The organism is Natranaerofaba carboxydovora, assembly GCF_022539405.1.
Taxonomy (GTDB): Bacteria; Bacillota; Natranaerobiia; order Natranaerobiales; family Natranaerofabaceae; genus Natranaerofaba; species Natranaerofaba carboxydovora.
In genome coordinates, this window is sequence record NZ_CP054394.1 from 575,564 (window position 1) to 591,642 (window position 16,079).

General features: G+C 32.7%; 15 protein-coding genes. 12 read left to right on the forward strand and 3 right to left on the reverse strand.

What is annotated here, in order from left to right:
• Nucleotides 1-20: 20 nt before the first annotated feature.
• Nucleotides 21-1,880, reverse strand: a complete 1,860-nt coding sequence (locus ACONDI_RS02745) for a nuclease-related domain-containing DEAD/DEAH box helicase (protein ID WP_241079959.1) — start codon at nt 1,878-1,880, stop codon at nt 21-23.
• A gap of 274 nt (nt 1,881-2,154) precedes the next feature.
• Between ACONDI_RS02745 and ACONDI_RS02750 the strand changes: the two genes are divergently transcribed.
• From ACONDI_RS02750 to cmk, 7 genes are all read left to right on the forward strand, one after another.
• On the forward strand, nt 2,155-4,482 hold the full coding sequence (locus tag ACONDI_RS02750; protein ID WP_241079960.1) for an AAA family ATPase: 2,328 nt from the start codon (nt 2,155-2,157) through the stop codon (nt 4,480-4,482).
• A 213-nt stretch (nt 4,483-4,695) separates the two neighbouring features.
• Nucleotides 4,696-5,622 carry a hypothetical protein gene (locus ACONDI_RS02755; RefSeq protein ID WP_241079961.1) on the forward strand — a complete coding sequence of 309 codons (927 nt, stop codon included), beginning with the start codon at nt 4,696-4,698 and terminating at the stop codon, nt 5,620-5,622.
• A 242-nt stretch (nt 5,623-5,864) separates the two neighbouring features.
• Nucleotides 5,865-6,452, forward strand: a complete 588-nt coding sequence (locus ACONDI_RS02760; protein WP_241079962.1) for a leucine-rich repeat domain-containing protein — start codon at nt 5,865-5,867, stop codon at nt 6,450-6,452.
• A 183-nt stretch (nt 6,453-6,635) separates the two neighbouring features.
• A complete protein-coding gene (locus tag ACONDI_RS02765) occupies nt 6,636-7,745 on the forward strand; it encodes a HipA domain-containing protein (protein WP_241079963.1) in 1,110 nt (369 codons plus the stop codon).
• A gap of 251 nt (nt 7,746-7,996) precedes the next feature.
• On the forward strand, nt 7,997-8,209 hold the full coding sequence (locus ACONDI_RS02770) for a hypothetical protein (protein WP_241079964.1): 213 nt from the start codon (nt 7,997-7,999) through the stop codon (nt 8,207-8,209).
• Nucleotides 8,210-8,368: 159 nt separating this feature from the next.
• Complete coding sequence (locus tag ACONDI_RS02775) at nt 8,369-8,833, forward strand: hypothetical protein (RefSeq protein WP_241079965.1); 465 nt, start codon at nt 8,369-8,371, stop codon at nt 8,831-8,833.
• A 28-nt stretch (nt 8,834-8,861) separates the two neighbouring features.
• On the forward strand, nt 8,862-9,419 hold the full coding sequence (gene cmk / locus ACONDI_RS02780; protein WP_241079966.1) for a (d)CMP kinase: 558 nt from the start codon (nt 8,862-8,864) through the stop codon (nt 9,417-9,419).
• Nucleotides 9,420-9,515: 96 nt separating this feature from the next.
• Here the strand turns inward: cmk and ACONDI_RS02785 are convergent, their stop codons facing one another.
• Both ACONDI_RS02785 and ACONDI_RS02790 read right to left on the reverse strand, forming a co-directional pair.
• Nucleotides 9,516-10,451 (reverse strand): WYL domain-containing protein, encoded by a 936-nt coding sequence (locus ACONDI_RS02785; protein WP_241079967.1) that lies wholly within the window; start codon nt 10,449-10,451, stop codon nt 9,516-9,518.
• A gap of 43 nt (nt 10,452-10,494) precedes the next feature.
• On the reverse strand, nt 10,495-10,668 hold the full coding sequence (locus ACONDI_RS02790) for a hypothetical protein (RefSeq protein WP_241079968.1): 174 nt from the start codon (nt 10,666-10,668) through the stop codon (nt 10,495-10,497).
• 215 nt (nt 10,669-10,883) lie between these two features.
• On the opposite strand from ACONDI_RS02790, the gene ACONDI_RS02795 reads away from it, so the two are divergent.
• Genes ACONDI_RS02795 through ACONDI_RS02815 form a run of 5 tightly spaced genes read left to right on the forward strand, consistent with a single transcriptional unit; the run spans nt 10,884 to nt 16,011 of the window.
• Nucleotides 10,884-11,738, forward strand: coding sequence for a hypothetical protein (locus ACONDI_RS02795; RefSeq protein ID WP_241079969.1), 855 nt, complete (start codon nt 10,884-10,886; stop codon nt 11,736-11,738).
• 46 nt (nt 11,739-11,784) lie between these two features.
• Nucleotides 11,785-12,501, forward strand: a complete 717-nt coding sequence (locus ACONDI_RS02800) for a hypothetical protein (RefSeq protein WP_241079970.1) — start codon at nt 11,785-11,787, stop codon at nt 12,499-12,501.
• Nucleotides 12,502-12,541: 40 nt separating this feature from the next.
• A complete protein-coding gene (locus ACONDI_RS02805; RefSeq protein ID WP_241079971.1) occupies nt 12,542-13,393 on the forward strand; it encodes a hypothetical protein in 852 nt (283 codons plus the stop codon).
• A gap of 25 nt (nt 13,394-13,418) precedes the next feature.
• Nucleotides 13,419-14,114 carry a hypothetical protein gene (locus ACONDI_RS02810; RefSeq protein WP_241079972.1) on the forward strand — a complete coding sequence of 232 codons (696 nt, stop codon included), beginning with the start codon at nt 13,419-13,421 and terminating at the stop codon, nt 14,112-14,114.
• Nucleotides 14,115-14,139: 25 nt separating this feature from the next.
• On the forward strand, nt 14,140-16,011 hold the full coding sequence (locus ACONDI_RS02815) for an AAA family ATPase (RefSeq protein ID WP_241079973.1): 1,872 nt from the start codon (nt 14,140-14,142) through the stop codon (nt 16,009-16,011).
• Nucleotides 16,012-16,079 lie beyond the last annotated feature (68 nt).

A 16,079-nucleotide genomic window follows, 5' to 3' on the forward strand; every position in this document is an offset into this window, starting at 1 on the left:
AGTAAATTTTACAGTAGTTCTTAAATTAACCCACCATACTTTTCCTTCATTTCATTTAATTCATCATCCACATTCTCATCATAGAATATATATAGCAGTGACTTTGCCCTGGACATGCCGGTATAATTTAACATTCTACTTCTTAAATCTTTAAAGCCGTCAACATCAATTAAGAATACTACTGGAGATTCTAACCCTTTATAACTCTGGACAGTACAGAATTTTAAGCTGTCTTCAAGGTAGAGGTTGGGTCTCCAGTTTCTTTTTATTTCCTGAAAACTGCATAAACCTTGGAATATATTTTCGCCCTTAAGGCAAGAATTCTCCATTCTTTTCCTGGACAATAAGACTACTTCCCCAGGGTTGATATTTTCTTTTAACAGCTTTTTAACATTTTCGATTATTTTTTCTCTTTCGTCCTGATAATCCTTATATGGTATTAAAACTACGCTTTCACCTTCCAGATGAAAAAATTTCGTAGGATCTTTGAAACCGGTACATAGAGTATTGGTTTCTCCAATAGGCTTGGTATTTCGACAGTTCCTATTAAGGTTAAGTTTAGCTGCACTATATTCTTCTTGGATTAGGTTGATAGTATAATCAAAATCATCTTTATCATTATCATTGGTATAAATATTCTGATGAGGGTCATAACACATAAACCAGTTTCCCTTTTTAAGCCCTCCTGATACAACCTGATCAAAGCAGAACAAATATTGCCACTTGAAAAGATCCTGCCCTTCATCGACAATCAAAGTATCAAATATTTTGTTATGAGAGTAGCTTTCCATAGTATTTACAAAAACTTCAGGCAAAACGACTCCAAAAAACTCATGGTCATTGCCTGTTATAGATGTTTTCCCATTATTATCACCAATATGTTCATTATAAAAATCTACTATTTTGTCATCTTCATCTAATTCAAATTCTTTTAGTACATCTGTAATGTAATTGTGCAGGGTATATACCACAATATTGTTTAGTGTATCATCATCTTTTTTCTCTTCTTCTAAGAGATGATAAATATGTTGACAAAGGTTACGGTTAAAGCATAGATAAAGAACACTTTTTCCTTCGAAGGCTGCTCTACGGGCATATTCAAGACAGAGTAAAGTCTTGCCGGTACCTGCCCCACCTTTTAGAAGTATCTGGTTGTTTTCGCTTGCTTGGTCAAGTATGTTTTTTTGTTCATTTGTCAAGGTGATTATGCTCTTTTCAGTTCGTTTGATAATATATCCAAGGTTTGGCACAAACCCAAAATCTCCCCGAAGATAATTCAAAGCTCTATTCATCTGCTGATGGCTTAGTCCCCCAGGCAGGTCTTTGGTTTTGTCTTGATTTTTCTCTTTAAATTTATCTTTCCAATACTTAAAACACCTATCAATAAAACCCTGTATCTCAGCCGAAGTGTTTGTAGAGTCAAAAGTTATATCCGTAATTATCTCCGGGTCTTTGGATGCTGTTTTTGATTTGACTTTTGTAAAAGGAATATCAATAAAAACTACTCCACAGGCGAATTGACTTCTTGGTATAGGGTCGTTTTTACCCAGCTTTTTTGCAAGGTTTATCCTTAAGGAGTGCATATTGTTTATAGCCTGTTTAAAAGGACCTTCGCTATTTTCAATAACTCTACTATCATTTACGAAACGCCAGATGCCTTCCTCTCTATAGACTTCTCCGCCTTTTACTTCAAGACATAGGATACCTTTTGGACATATTATAACAAAATCTATCTCCCCGTAAGACTTGTCTTTGTGCTCTGCTATGCCAAGGGAATGAAGTGCAAAATATTCATCGCTCAAACTCTGCAGCATTTCAAAGAAGTTTTTTTCTGACGGGCTTGTATTTTCACTGTAATAAGGAGGGACCATCCTAGCCATAATTATTACCTCCAGGCATTTATATATCTAAAATATTAACCTTACTAGCTTACTTAAAACAATCGTTATCTGTTTTTACCAAAGAAGATATTTCCATTATTGGGTTATTTACATTTTAACACAGCAAAAATGATTAGAAAAGAAGCAAATTAACCCTGCTAAAAGCCGGTATTCTAGGGGATGAAAAATTTTTAAAAAAAATTCTTATTTGGAAAGAATATTTCCAAGTTTGGATGATAATATAAGCACAAATCATAATAGGGGGTGGAAAAAGATGGGCAAAGATTTTAGCGATGACGCTAAAAAGGCCATCTCTGACTCCAAAAAGATAGCCATGGAACTCAACTTTGAAGAGGTTAAAGCTGAGCACCTTTTGCTGGCACTATTAAGGGATAGAGATAACTCTGCATCAAAAGCTTTAGAAAATCTGAACCTGGATTTTGATGAGATAATAGAAAACTTGGAGCTAGATGAAAGCATAGACGCAAATAACAGCAAAAAGAAAATTCATGATTCTTATGATGTCAAGAAGGTAAAAGAATTTGCACTACATGAAGCAGAAATAGCTAAGGAAGAAAAAGTAAGGTCATATCACCTTTTGATAGGACTAATAACCGAAGACCATTTGATAGAGGAAGAACTTGAGGCAAATGGAGCAACGTATGAGAAGATAATGGATGGAATGAAGAAAACAAACAATATAAATAAAAGCTTAAACGGAAATTTAAAAGTTCCTAAAAATTTTGACTGGGGAAGTAATCACGAGTTTTCAGATAGTCTATCGGCAAAACCGGCTAGTTTGGTAAGTAAAGATAGCATTCTTGAGACATACGGTAGAGATCTTACTGAATTGGCAGAAAAAGACGAACTAAATCCTTATATTGGCAACCATCAAAAAATAGAACAAGTATCAAAAATATTAAACCGTATGGAGAAAAATAACGCATGTATCATAGGAGAACCGGGGGTAGGTAAGACAGCACTAGTTAAAGGTCTTGCACAAAAAGTTGCAGCAGATGATAAATTATCTCAGCTGGAAAATAAAAGAATTATTCAAATCCAGATTTCTGAATTACTGGCGGGTACAAAGTATAGAGGGGAATTTGAAGAGAGATTAGAAAAACTTGTCAAAGAGATTAGGCAAAGAGATGATGTTATTCTATTCATCGATGAACTTCATACTATTGTTGGTGCAGGAACCGCCTCTAATCAAAGCATGGATGCTTCAAATATTTTAAAGCCTGCGTTAAATGAAGGATTACAGTGTATAGGAGCAACGACCACTGAGGAATATAGAAAGCATATAGAAAAGGACAAGGCTTTGAAAAGACGCTTTGACACTGTTGAACTTGATATACCAGACAAAGATGAATGTTTAGAGATACTAAAAGGGCTAAGGGAAAAATATGAAAATCATCATGAGATTGAAATTAGCGACGAAGCTCTAAAAACGGCAGTAGAGTTATCTTCTAAGTATATCACAGACAGCAACTTGCCGGATAAAGCAATTGATATAATAGATTATGCTTCATCAAGCTTGAGACTAGACTCAACAAAAAGTCAAAATAAGCTTTTATCTAAAGAAGATGTGGCCAAAACAGTTTCTCATAAAACAGGGATACCCCTTGAAGAACTAACTGAAGAAGAAAGTGAAAAGCTGCTGAACCTTGAAGAAATATTAAACAAGAAAGTTATTGGTCAAGATGAAGCGGTTAAGAAAGTTTCAGATACAATAAGAAGATACTATGCCAAACTAAATGCTTCAAACAGGCCTATAGGCTCCTTTATGTTCTTTGGTCCAACGGGAGTTGGTAAAACAGAACTGGCAAAAACTTTGGCTAGTGTTCTATTTAATAATGACAAAGCATTTATTAGATTTGACATGTCCGAGTATTCTGATAAAGATTCTGTGAGCAGTTTGATAGGAACCTCCCCTGGATATATAGGCTATGAAGAAGGAGGAGAACTTATAAACAAAGTAAATCAAGCCCCTTTTTCTGTAGTTCTATTTGATGAAATAGAAAAAGCACACCACCAGGTATACGATTTGCTGCTTCAGATTCTTGATGAGGGTCACCTGACTGGTAAAAACGGCAAAATGGTTGACTTTAAGAACACGATTATAATTATGACGTCAAACGTAGGCGCTGGTTGTTTTTACGAAAAAAAGTCAGATGTAGGTTTTGTCAAACAGGACGAAAATCAAGCCAGTGAAAAAGTAAGAGAAAAGGTTATACAAGAATTAGAGCAAAAATTCAGGTTGGAGCTATTGAATCGGATAGATGATATTGTATTATTCAAACCAATATACGGGGAGAGCCTAAAAGAAATTGCAGAATTAATGCTGCAGGAGGTTAAAGAAAAAATAGAGCAAGAGTATCCTCAATTTAAATTGAAAGTTAGCAAGAAAGCTAAAGAAGTTCTAGCTAACAAAGGATTTAATCGTAAATATGGTGTAAGGCCTCTAAAAAGAATTATCCAGGGTGATATAGTAAATAAATTATCAAAAATGTTATTAGATAAAGATTCTATTAATGAAAAGAAGATAATAAAAGTTGATGTTGATAAGGATGAAGAATTTGTAATTAGTGAAAAAACATGATCAATACTGCTAGATTGGTAGAAGATTGTAAGGATTACGGACGACACAACGATTGTTTGGCAGCTTGTTGCTATGCCACGTTGGCTGATATCTTGGCTATGTAGCCGAATGATTTTACAATACTTAGTTATTTGATGAATCTACCTGAACTAATTTACACTGCTTTGCAGCACACAACATGAATTAATTATAGGAATAATGAGGGGGGTAAATATGGCTGATGAGTCTGTAAGTGAGTTTTTAAAGGAAGAGCATACAGATTTATTAAAAGCTTTGGATTGTTTGTTAGAAGAAGATGTAGATGGTGTAGAGATATTAGATAAAGAGAAGTTAAAAGAAGTTTTAAATAATCAAGAACATGTAGAGATGTTAATGGACTTAATTAACTTCAAAGAAAATTTAAAGATTGTTTATGAGTGTTATTATACTGGCTTACCTAATAATAGAGGTAATTGGCCATGGGCAAATCCTTTTTATAATGAATTTAAAAGTGTATTAGATATATCAAAAGATGATGTATCTAACTTTGGAGTCATAAGTGATAAGAAGAAAAAATTATGCGATGTAGTAGAAGAACATGGGCAGTATGTATACAATGATTTGTTAGGGTGTTATTATGCAAAAAAAGGAAAAATACATGAGAGTAATTTAATTTTAATGGATTATATAAAGTCTTTTAAAAACAAAGGGGTAATAGATGTAAAAAATGTAAAAGAGTTAACAAAGTATATATTAGACGATCATAAACTTGCATGGATAATAAATGTAGTGATTCTAGGACGTAATAATGAAAATTCTTTTGGTTGTGCTGTAGAATTTTTACACGAAAACGAAAACTTTAAAGATTATTTAAAACAAAACGGTATTACCAAAGACCTTATATTGAATGGCTTTGTTAATATGATAAATTTTGAAGGAATTGGGTTTGTAACTGAGGGTATAAGACTTGTAGATAGAATTATGGAAGGAGAAGCAGCTGGTATAGATTATTGTAATCATAATCCAGAGGATTTAGACAAAAAGGAAGTTGAGGATTTTGTGACGATGGTGGTAGACGTAGGTATGAATAAGTCATTAAAACCACAGTTTCTCAAAAAATTAGAGAAGTTTATAGAAAAGTATTACAGTGAATTAAATTGATTTAAACTTGAATTCGGCAAGTAAAAATTAAAAATCCCTTAATATCAGTCTTTAACTTCATTAAAAATTGCAATTAGTGAAAAAACATAATTAGTGAAAAACATAATAAATAGTGTTAGACTGGTGTTTGCCATGCACGGCTATAGTGGTCGTGCATGGACTTAAAAAGTTTTTTTGAATAAGGTAAAATTTATCAAACTTTTTTTAGTTGGTAGCAAAATTATTTAAGGAGTGTAATTTTTATGAAGTGTAGTTTTGAGGAAGTATTAATTAGGCACTTAGGAGATGGAAAAAGTTTATCAGAAGTGAATGATGGTAATGTTTTCATGATAACTAATGAAACAGTAGCGGTACTAAATCAATACATAACAAATCTAAAAGGGATTGAAAAGTTTCATAAAGTAAAAACCTTAAATTTTAGTGAAAATAAAATAGAAGATATTAACTGGTTTTATATGATGCCAGATCCGGATTTTATTGAAGAGGTTATACTTTCTTCTAATTATATAGAAAATATATCACCTATTAAAACTTTTACAAATATAGACGAATTAAATTTAAGCAACAATAAACTAGTTGATATAACACCCTTAAAGAACTTAAACAATTTGAAATTACTTAATTTAAGTTATAATTCAATATCAGATATTAGTTTATTAAGTGACTTAGAAAGTTTAAGAAACCTGTCTTTAAAAAGTAATCAAATATCAGATATTTCACCATTGAAAGAATTAAAAGGTTTATTTCGGATTGATTTAAGAGACAATCCAGTAAACAAACAAGATATTTTAGATTTAGAAGTTGAGCTGGGGACAGATATTAATTATTAAGAGGGGTTTATTAAGATACAATTCTAAAAATGCTAAAGATCCTTCTGTAAGAAAAGATATAAATTAAGGGGGTTATGAGATTAGAATTACTGCTGGGCTGCTTCGTATATATTTAAGGGATTAATAGGTGGTGCTATAAGTAAGTAGACAGAAAAAGCAGTGCATGAAAGAAGGTGCTCATTTATGACCGAATATTATTTAATGCTTTTTGATACTCCGGTGGTAAAATTTAAAGTGATTAGAGAGTGTGTTTTTAAGCAACCTAGATTTGAAAATATTGCTATTCTTCGACAAAACTTAGTCCCCCATGATCTAAAAGACAATAACATCCAAGACTGGCTTGAATATAGAAAAGCGCCGGAAAATAGAGAGAATATCAGAAAAGTATTCCATGCATGCGGGATAAAAGATGTAACTGATTATATAGAAGTATCTAAAGGGCTAACTTTAAAGGATTCTTATTGGATAAAGCCCGTAGGAAGTAATTTTATTTATGATGATATAAATTTATACGAGAATAACTTTAATGAATCTATAGCAGAGCTGGCCTTTAAGGGTTACCTAGAAGGCGACCCACCTAAAAGCACATCACCGGAATTTAGCACTGACGGAGCATTGGCCAAATGTTGGCACAGGAAAAACGGTAGAATTTATTTATACAAAAAAGGAACATCCGGAGCAAAAAATGCGGGAAATGAACCATATAGTGAATTTTATGCTTGTCAAGTGTTAGAAGCAATGGGGATTAAAGATTATGTGAAATATGACTTAAGAAAATTTAAAGGGGAGTTGGTATCTGAATGTGAGATATTCACTGATAAAGAGATAGGATATATTTCTGCAGCTGAATATGGTCTGAACTTATATCCTGGAGATCTGTTAAAGGCTTATGAAAAGATAGGGCAAAGTGATTTTTTTAGACAGATGATAATTTTTGATGGTATTGTTCTTAACAGAGACAGGCATCTTGGGAACTTTGGTTTTTTAATTGATAATGCGACTAATAAAGTCATCAAAAATGCTCCCATATTTGATAATGGTTATAGTCTATTACCTTTCATGTCGGATGACAAATACCATCAGGTAGAAAAATATCTTAACAGAATACCTCGTATAGGAGACGACTTTATAAATATTGCAAAGAAAATGTTAACAGAAAAAGAAAAACCCATGATAAAAAGATTGAAGGGTTTTAAGTTCAAAAAGCATCCTAAATATAATCTGCCTGATAAAAGGTTAGAAGTTTTAGAAGAGGTAGTCAGAGGTCAAGCAAGTAAGATATTAAAACTCTAACTGACCAGGAATGGATGTCAACAGCTATTAACCTGTTTCAATTGAAGAGGTTCTAACTTCCCTGAAGAAAAATTTAAAAAACACCTTGTTTGGAAATAAAATTTCCAAGTATAACTGATATATTATAACTGTAAAAAGATTCTAAAGGGAGGTGGGACAAGTTTGAGTAAAGACTTAGCGGGTATTAACCCTATTACCACCAATGAAGCCAGCGAGATACTCATGTATTTATCTTGTAAACCCAAACAAAAGTGGAAAATGATACCAGAGAACTTATTAAAGGTGCTAAAAGTTCGAGATTAGTAAAATCGATACAAGATTATTATGCTTCTGATAAAGGTGAAATTTGGCAGAGACTTATGAAACGGGACAATTACAAAAACATAATTGATAAGCGAAGAATAGATGACATAGACCAATTAATCGCAAGAGCAGCGGACTATGCTGAAAGATATGGTGAATGATGCTATACTAGGTTTACCATGCACGGCTTTAGCCGTGCATGGTTTATCAAAAAGGGGAGATGAGAGTTTAGTAATCAAATAGAAATAGAAAAGGTCCAAAAAGAAATAATAGAAAAAGTAAAAATAATCGAAGAGCTAAGACAGCAGGAAGAAAATATTATGAGAATTGTGGTTATAGATAAAAGAGAAAACAAATTTAATAAAGAATTTATTGAAATAAAGGAAAGTGACTATCTAAATTCAGGGATTAGTGAATATGTAGAGTCTAGAGAGGCTGTAGAAGAAGTATTAAAAAAATCTGAGAAAATTATAAAAATAGTTTTTTATAGTGTATTCTTATTAACATTGATCTTTTTACCTTTTGTTGTGGTGGCTGGAGGAATTTTAACCGGGTTTCTTTATGTACTAATTGCTCTGGCTAAGTTTGTTTTTGTAGCTTTGCTAGTAGTAATTATATTTATAGTAATTTTCTATTTTCAGTTCGGAAGAAATTTATTATGTATTGAAGAAAGTGTAAAAGGTTTTTTGAATAGCTATGCCCCTGGATACGAAATAAAAAATACAGAATGGGTAGAGGTAAAGCTTGATAGGCGACAAAATGTAAAGTTGGTAATTAATGATTAGTCAAAACCAATAATTCAGGAGGCAAATAATGGGTAAAATAACTTTGACAGGTGATATAGGCAGTGGTAAATCAACAGTAGGGAAAAAAGTTAGCAAAATTCTTGTATTTAGATTTATCTCCGGTGGGAAGATATTTCGTGAAATAGCAGAGAGAAAAGGCCTTAGCGTATTAGAACTAAATGACTTAGTTGCAGAACAATCCAACATAGATTACGAACTAGACGAATACCTTAAATCTTTGAATAAAGAAGATAATATTGTTGTGGATTCAAGGCTTGCCTGGTTTTTTATTAATTACTCTTTTAAGATTTACTTGGAGGTTAGTTTAGACGAGTCTGTAAGAAGGATATCTAATGATATCAGAAAAGCAGAAAAATATAAAAACAATAAAGAATTAAAAAAAGCTATTATGAACAGAAAAGGCAATGAACTAAATAGGTACAAAAAATTGTATGGTGTTGATATATACGACAAAAGTAATTATGACCTAGTTATTGACACTACTGAAATGGATGTTGATGAAACATCTAAATTAGTAATTGATAAATACTTCGAATGGAGAAAATCAGAAAAAAAATATATGTAAGAAAAAGGACTGCTTCTTCGAAATAACTAACGCTAAGAGAAAACAGTCCACAATACCTTTTTGGTAGAAGGATATATATTTTTTGGCTATTGCTACTTATTCGTGAGAGTTATTAACTTTACAATCCAAACCATACTTACCTGCATTTTTAATTATAATATCTCTTATCTCTTCACGTAAATCTTTTGGTTTTAATAGCTCACAGTGCTCAAAGAACTGCATCACCCAGGTTATGACACCTAGTCTGCTTACATTGCGAATAGAAAACTCAACATTATCGTTATCTACTAGCTTTATATTTTTAAAATTATGTTCTCCAAAAGTATCTACGGCATTATTTATCTTACTCCTTTTAAGGCGTATCCTTACGTCAACAATTTCGCTAGAAAACATGTTTATATACTTAAATTTATGGTCTATCTGGTGAACATCTTGATGGTGAACTATCTCTTCATCTAGTATCTCGACTTCAGAGATTTTGTCCAGTCGAAAGTTAATAATCTTTCCTTCGTTTTCATTTTTGCTGTGGTAGCAAACCAAGTAATAATTTCCCCCATACCACATCAAAGAATAAGGCTCTACTCTATAAGTACTCTCTCTTTTTGGAACAACTTTAAGTTGTTTATTTATTACATCATACATGTGATATCTAAAAGATATAACATTCTCTTTATCTATAGCTTTTAGTATTTTTTGAATATTATCCGGAGTTTTAACGAGATATTGTTCTAGGTCCCATTTTTCATGAGTAATATCTTTATACTCGTTTTCAGCTTGAAAATTTATGTAGTTATTAATTTTTTTAATCAGTTTTTCCTTACCATCTTTATCAAGCAAATTTGATACATAGATAACATCTTGAAAAAGACGTGACTCAGCCCTTGTGATTTCTTTTTCTTCATCTAAAGCCCAACAGTAAAAAAGCTTTGATTTTTCATTAATTGACTTGTCTGTCTTATCATGTCTTTTATCGTCAAGTTCATAATGTTCAACTTCCATATATTTATCATCTTTATTCATATCTTTATTCAAATAAAAGATTCTTACACATGGAGGGTTACTATTAAGCAATTTTTCAATATGGTGCTGTATAGTTCTTTGTTTGGGGCCGTTTACCAGCAGGATCAAATTCGGAGATCTTATTTTGTAATCCTTCTATAGAATAAGGTTTCTCTGGGCTAGTACATTTTTTTAAGCATTCAATTACTTTATTCCCCCAGTAACCTTTCTGACGTTTGTTATTATCCATAAAATCCCTCCATGTTTTTAAAGTATTTGTCCTTTCTTACATGGAAAATTATTACCAAACATTACTGACATAATTTTAGCACGATCTGGTTATTAAAGGAAGTGGTGATTTTTAAATTTTTTAATAAAAAAATTAATTTTTTTTCTTGTTTGGAAAAAAGATTTCCAAGTAATTATGATATTTTATAGTCAACCAGGACAAAGGAGGTAAGAATAATGTCGATTTTAGATTCTATTGAGTATACCCCTGACGGGCGAAAAAAGCCGAAAACATGGGAGCAGTTTATTATAAGAGAGATTCAAAATGACATGGAGTCGGGTGAGTTTAGAGAGGCATTCTCTACCCTAATATTTTATGTCTATTTCAAATCAGAATTACTGGGAGTTGAAAATGACAATATTGTCGCAAGCCTAAAAGAGCTAAAAACTACTATGGAAAAGATAGCAGCTAATGGAAGAGTAATATCAGATGCTTTAGCCAGCCAAGTGATTAAAAAGGATAAAATGACAGAAAGAACTATGAAGCGGATGAACAATTTAAACAAAATAATTGAGATAGCAGATAAGTTAGAAGATGACCTTGGAGAATTTGAGCCTCTTGATATTAGCGAACCATGTAATGGTAGTAAGGAAATAAAAGAGCATTTAGAAAATTGCAGAATGTTTTTTTACAATTTGTGGGAGTTTTATGGATGTTTGCTTAGGGCAGGGATAGAAGTAGCTGCTTTTAATGAAAGTGTTAAAGACATTTGCTGTGAACTGGATAATTTAGAGTCAAAAATATATAGAGCGTTAGAAGATTCGAGCAGCAACAAGCTTGTTAAAGATTATGGGCTTACCCAGCTGTATCCGGCAGCACTTTTTGTCAGGCTTTGTGAGGTGGCGAAGAACGGGTTGAATGGAGTGATTAGTGACAACTGGACAGATGACCTTGAGAAAACTTATAACCAGATATTATCTATTGATATTGAGAAGGATCTGTTTTTTTCAGAACAACTGATTTGGATAATGGAAGAGAAAAACATTTTTGCGAGTGATTGTGAAGATTATGGAGAAGATGTACCGTTTTAGTTGATTGCCTGCAAAGAAGATAACTTGGAGGGAGGTATATGTTGAAATGTTGAAACTTAATACAAAAAATAAAATCAAAAAAAGTGATGAACATGAGCTTATTATCTTTGGAAAATTGTTCTTTTTTCTTATAAGAAATCAGTTGAAAGAGCTTGAAGATGAAAATATTAAGCTGCCTGATATAACGGGAATTAAGCCCCTGGTAGAAAGAATAGCGAAGAAAAATGCAGATAAGAAAAAAGAACTCTGCGATAGGATTAACGACCTTAACTCAAGAGAATGTAAAGAATTAACAGATGTCGTCAAAAACGAAGACAGGTACGAGGAGATCAAGCAAAGTTTTGAAGCTTATAACAATGTTGTCGAAAAAAGAGTTTTTAATAACAATGACTTTATTAACCTAAAAAGTTTTTTCTACAATCTTGATGAGTTTATAAATGCTAGGTTTGTAATGACTGATGAATTAAAAGAAGAGTTGGCTGTTTATTATTCAAATTTGGCAGAAGATATGGACAGCATTAAACAATCTTATGAAAAGATGCTGCTTACTGAAAAAGAGTGGGAAGATCACCCGCTGTACAGTGACAAGACAACAGGCGAATACTATAAAGATACACCATTTGAAGTTCACTATGAAAAACTGTTCTTTTTAAGAAAGTTAAGACTTATGGAGAAGTTTAGCAGATGTTTTGAGTGGCTATCAACTGAAAATGTTAGATTTTTAAAAGATAAGGAGATAAGATACTTTGAAGATTTGTTTTAATCCTAACGAGCCCAACTTTTGGGGAGGTGGCAAAAAATCAATGAAAGATAAAAGGCGAAATCTCCAGGTGAAAACATTTAAAGAAGTTTTGGCAGAAGTTTTGGCTCCTAATGACAATTTTGGAGAGGAAAATAGCTTTAGGCTGCTAGGAAAAGATTCTAGAAAATCTCTCTTGTTTGAGCACTGGGTCAATCATTTAAGTGACAAAGGATTTTTAAGCAATGATTTTGGAGAGATAGTGTATGAGTTAGAAGAATATATGGAAAACACGGTGAAGAAGTTGGATGAAATAAGTCTGTCCATTGCTGTTAAAGGAAAGATTAAAAAGGATGACCTAGTAAGACTTGAAGGTGTTATAGAGGCAAAAGAGTCTTCAGAATATGTCCTTGAAGGGATTAACTTTACTACCAGTTGGAGGTTAGAAAATAAGATATCAGGCGAAAAGCAGATAGAGAACACTAGAAAAGAATTGAGGGATATTTCAAGATTTTTTGCTATGCTTAAACAATTTAGAAACGGTTTAGTGAAGGCTGGGATTGATACCTGTTACTTTGATGTCATTATAGAAAAAGTAGTGATGGAAGTAGAAAACGCGAAGCAAAATCTTGAAACATATATTGAAAGTTTATTCCCAAGGTTTATCGGAAAAGGCCATTTTGCGATGATTACTAAGGTAGTTATATTTCATGATTTGGCAAACTATTTTAGCAGATCTCTTCAAATGCTTTCTAAAGGTCAAGAAGATAAAGAGGATAGAGAGGTTACAAAATTTCTTGAAAAAATAAATGTGCTTGAAGATTTGGACCTTGATGATGTACCTAGTTATCTACCAGAAGGGCCTGATGATGAAGACTGCAGCCTGGATGACTACTATAAAACTTATGGAGTGTAAAGTTTGATATTGGGGGTGTTCAATTATGACAAGTGCATCATTTGATGTGCGGGAAGGAAGGCTTAAAGAGAATTTGCGGATTTTTGGAAGATATTTTTTCAGTAGTCTTGCTGGTATGGATATACAAGACGAAAAAAGAGAAGAAAAATTCAAATTAAATCAAGCTAATACAAAAGAAAATTGCAACAAACTAGAAGAAATTTTGAATGAAGCAAAAGAGCAGATAACAGAGGATGTTCCTGACCTAACGGTTTCAGAGTGTGAAGTCCTAACTAAGATCGTAACTACCTCAGAGCGTTTAGCTAAGTTTAAAAGCATTGTTGAAATTACTGGTGAAGAAAACTTGAATAAAGAAAGTATAGATAAAATCAAGGACTATTTTGTTTTGATATACGAGATTGGTGAACTTATGGATCAACTTGAAGCTGAACTTCCATTAGATGAAGAAGTGCTTTTTTTCCAGGAATGTTTAAGTGAAATTTCTGATGAACTAAAAGAATTTATTTATAGTTACAAAAAAGATGTAAAACCATTTTTACATGAACTTTTTAAGGAAGATAAGCTTTTTGAAATTATGATCATATGTCGGCGGATTCAATTGCTTGAAAAGATGCAGAAAATTATTGATGACAACAAAGAGCAAATGGCTGTTCCGTATGAACTTGACTTTTACCTTGGTAGGCTAGAACCCTATAGGGAAGCAGTTAAATTAAAGGTGTAATCAAATATGAGGAGGTAGATGCTTTATGCTTAACCTGGTTTCTGTAGACAAAAAGTCAAAAAGACTTAATTCGGGTGAAGTGATGACTTACCTTCCTGTACCTGAGTTAAATTATGATGAGCTAAAAAAAGATTATAAATATGCTTCACACCTTAAAGAAGTTGATCAGATAGACTTTTCTGTAGCTTCTGATGGACTTTACCTAACAGGTAAAAACATATATGATAGCTTTAAAGCAGTAATTTACGCTATTAAAAAGATCGAAAAAGATTTTGACAAAAGAAATTCACCCATAATGATTCCTAGCAATTTGCTAGAAGAAGATGATGAAGACGAGGACGAGGATGAATTGGAATTTGAAGAGGAAGACGAAGATGAAGAAGATGAAGATAATGAAGTGCTATCCCTTTTGTACGATAATGATAGCTTAAAGAAAGTTCCAATTATAAATATATCAGATTTTTCATCGGCTACAAATGTTATGGGTCCACGTCCTAACGTAATAGGCAACCATGGTATGGCTTACGAAGAAAGTAAAGATAACAAAAAGCCTTACTGGTACAATGGGGAATTTCCCTTGATAATTCTTAGCAACAGCCCACCTCCCATGAGTATAATTGAGATATTAAGAGCTGAAAATCGTTATCTTTTCTTTATTAATCCTGGTAATGTGCGGGCGCCATATTTTTGGAACAAACCTATGTTTAATAATGATATGATGTCACAGTTTGAAAAACGACTTTACTTTGAACTTGACTTTGAGGCATGTAAACTTACAGAGCCTTCTAACAAATATTATTTGCAAGTATTAAAAGATAGTGTCAAAAAGAAAGGATATAAGCTAAGCCGTAATATTGGCCAAAACGAGCTTATTGATAATCTTAAAAACTACCGGGCCCATGAATTCAAAAGTTCTTTGGATATCGAAAGGATGGTTTCAAAAGCAATAAAAAAGAAAACAGATACAACAAAAACCCTTAAAAAGTCAGATTTCGAAAAAGTGCTTTTAATCCATAAGGAAATAGAAATAGAAGAAAAAGAAAAGAGAGATGTTTCAAAAGAATTGGACAACCTGGTTGGTCTAACTGAGGTTAAAGCCCAACTTGAACGCCTCGTTAAAAGGATTAAGCATCATAAATTAAGAATGAGAAAAGGCTATACGACAGAAGATGTTCATATGTCAGCGGTATTTATGGGTAATCCTGGCACAGCAAAAACAACTGTAGCTCGCTATTTAGGTGAAAGATTGTGTGAGGAAAAGCTATTGGATAATCCAAACTTTGCTGAGTTAGGTCGAAAAGATTTGATAGGATTATATGTAGGTTGGACAGCGCCAACTGTGGCAAAGATATTTGAAGAAAATAAAGGCGGTACTATCTTTATAGATGAGGCTTACAGTTTAGTTGATGATTTAGGTGGTAAAAGTTTTGCCCAGGAAGCAATATCCGAAATAATAAGGCAGATGGAAAATAACCCTGATACATTAGTAATTTTTGCAGGTTATACTGAAAAGATGAAGGATTTTATCAAGAATGCTAATCCCGGACTTCGCTCTAGACTTACAAATGTCATTGAGTTTCCGGATTACTCCAATGAAGAGATGTTTGAGATATTTTGCTCTTTTGTAACACATGAAGATTATGTCTTAGAGGACAAAGAGAAAACAAAAGAAATTATTTTAAAGTTTTTGGATAAGATTAACAAATTAGGTTCTGAAAATCTAGGTAATGGCAGACTTATGAGAAAAACCTTCAAATCTGCTGTTGGCTTTATGTCAGAGCGAGAGGATAATGACTTGCAAACTATCAATGTATGGGACGTTCAAAATGCTGTAAAAGAAATTGAAAGAACAGAAAAGATGGTATCAGGTGAAAAAGAAGGCAAGATAGGGTTTTAAGACCTACAGCTTACAGGCAGTTAAAGATAATATAGCTGCCTGTAAGCAAAAAAACTGATAAAGTTGTT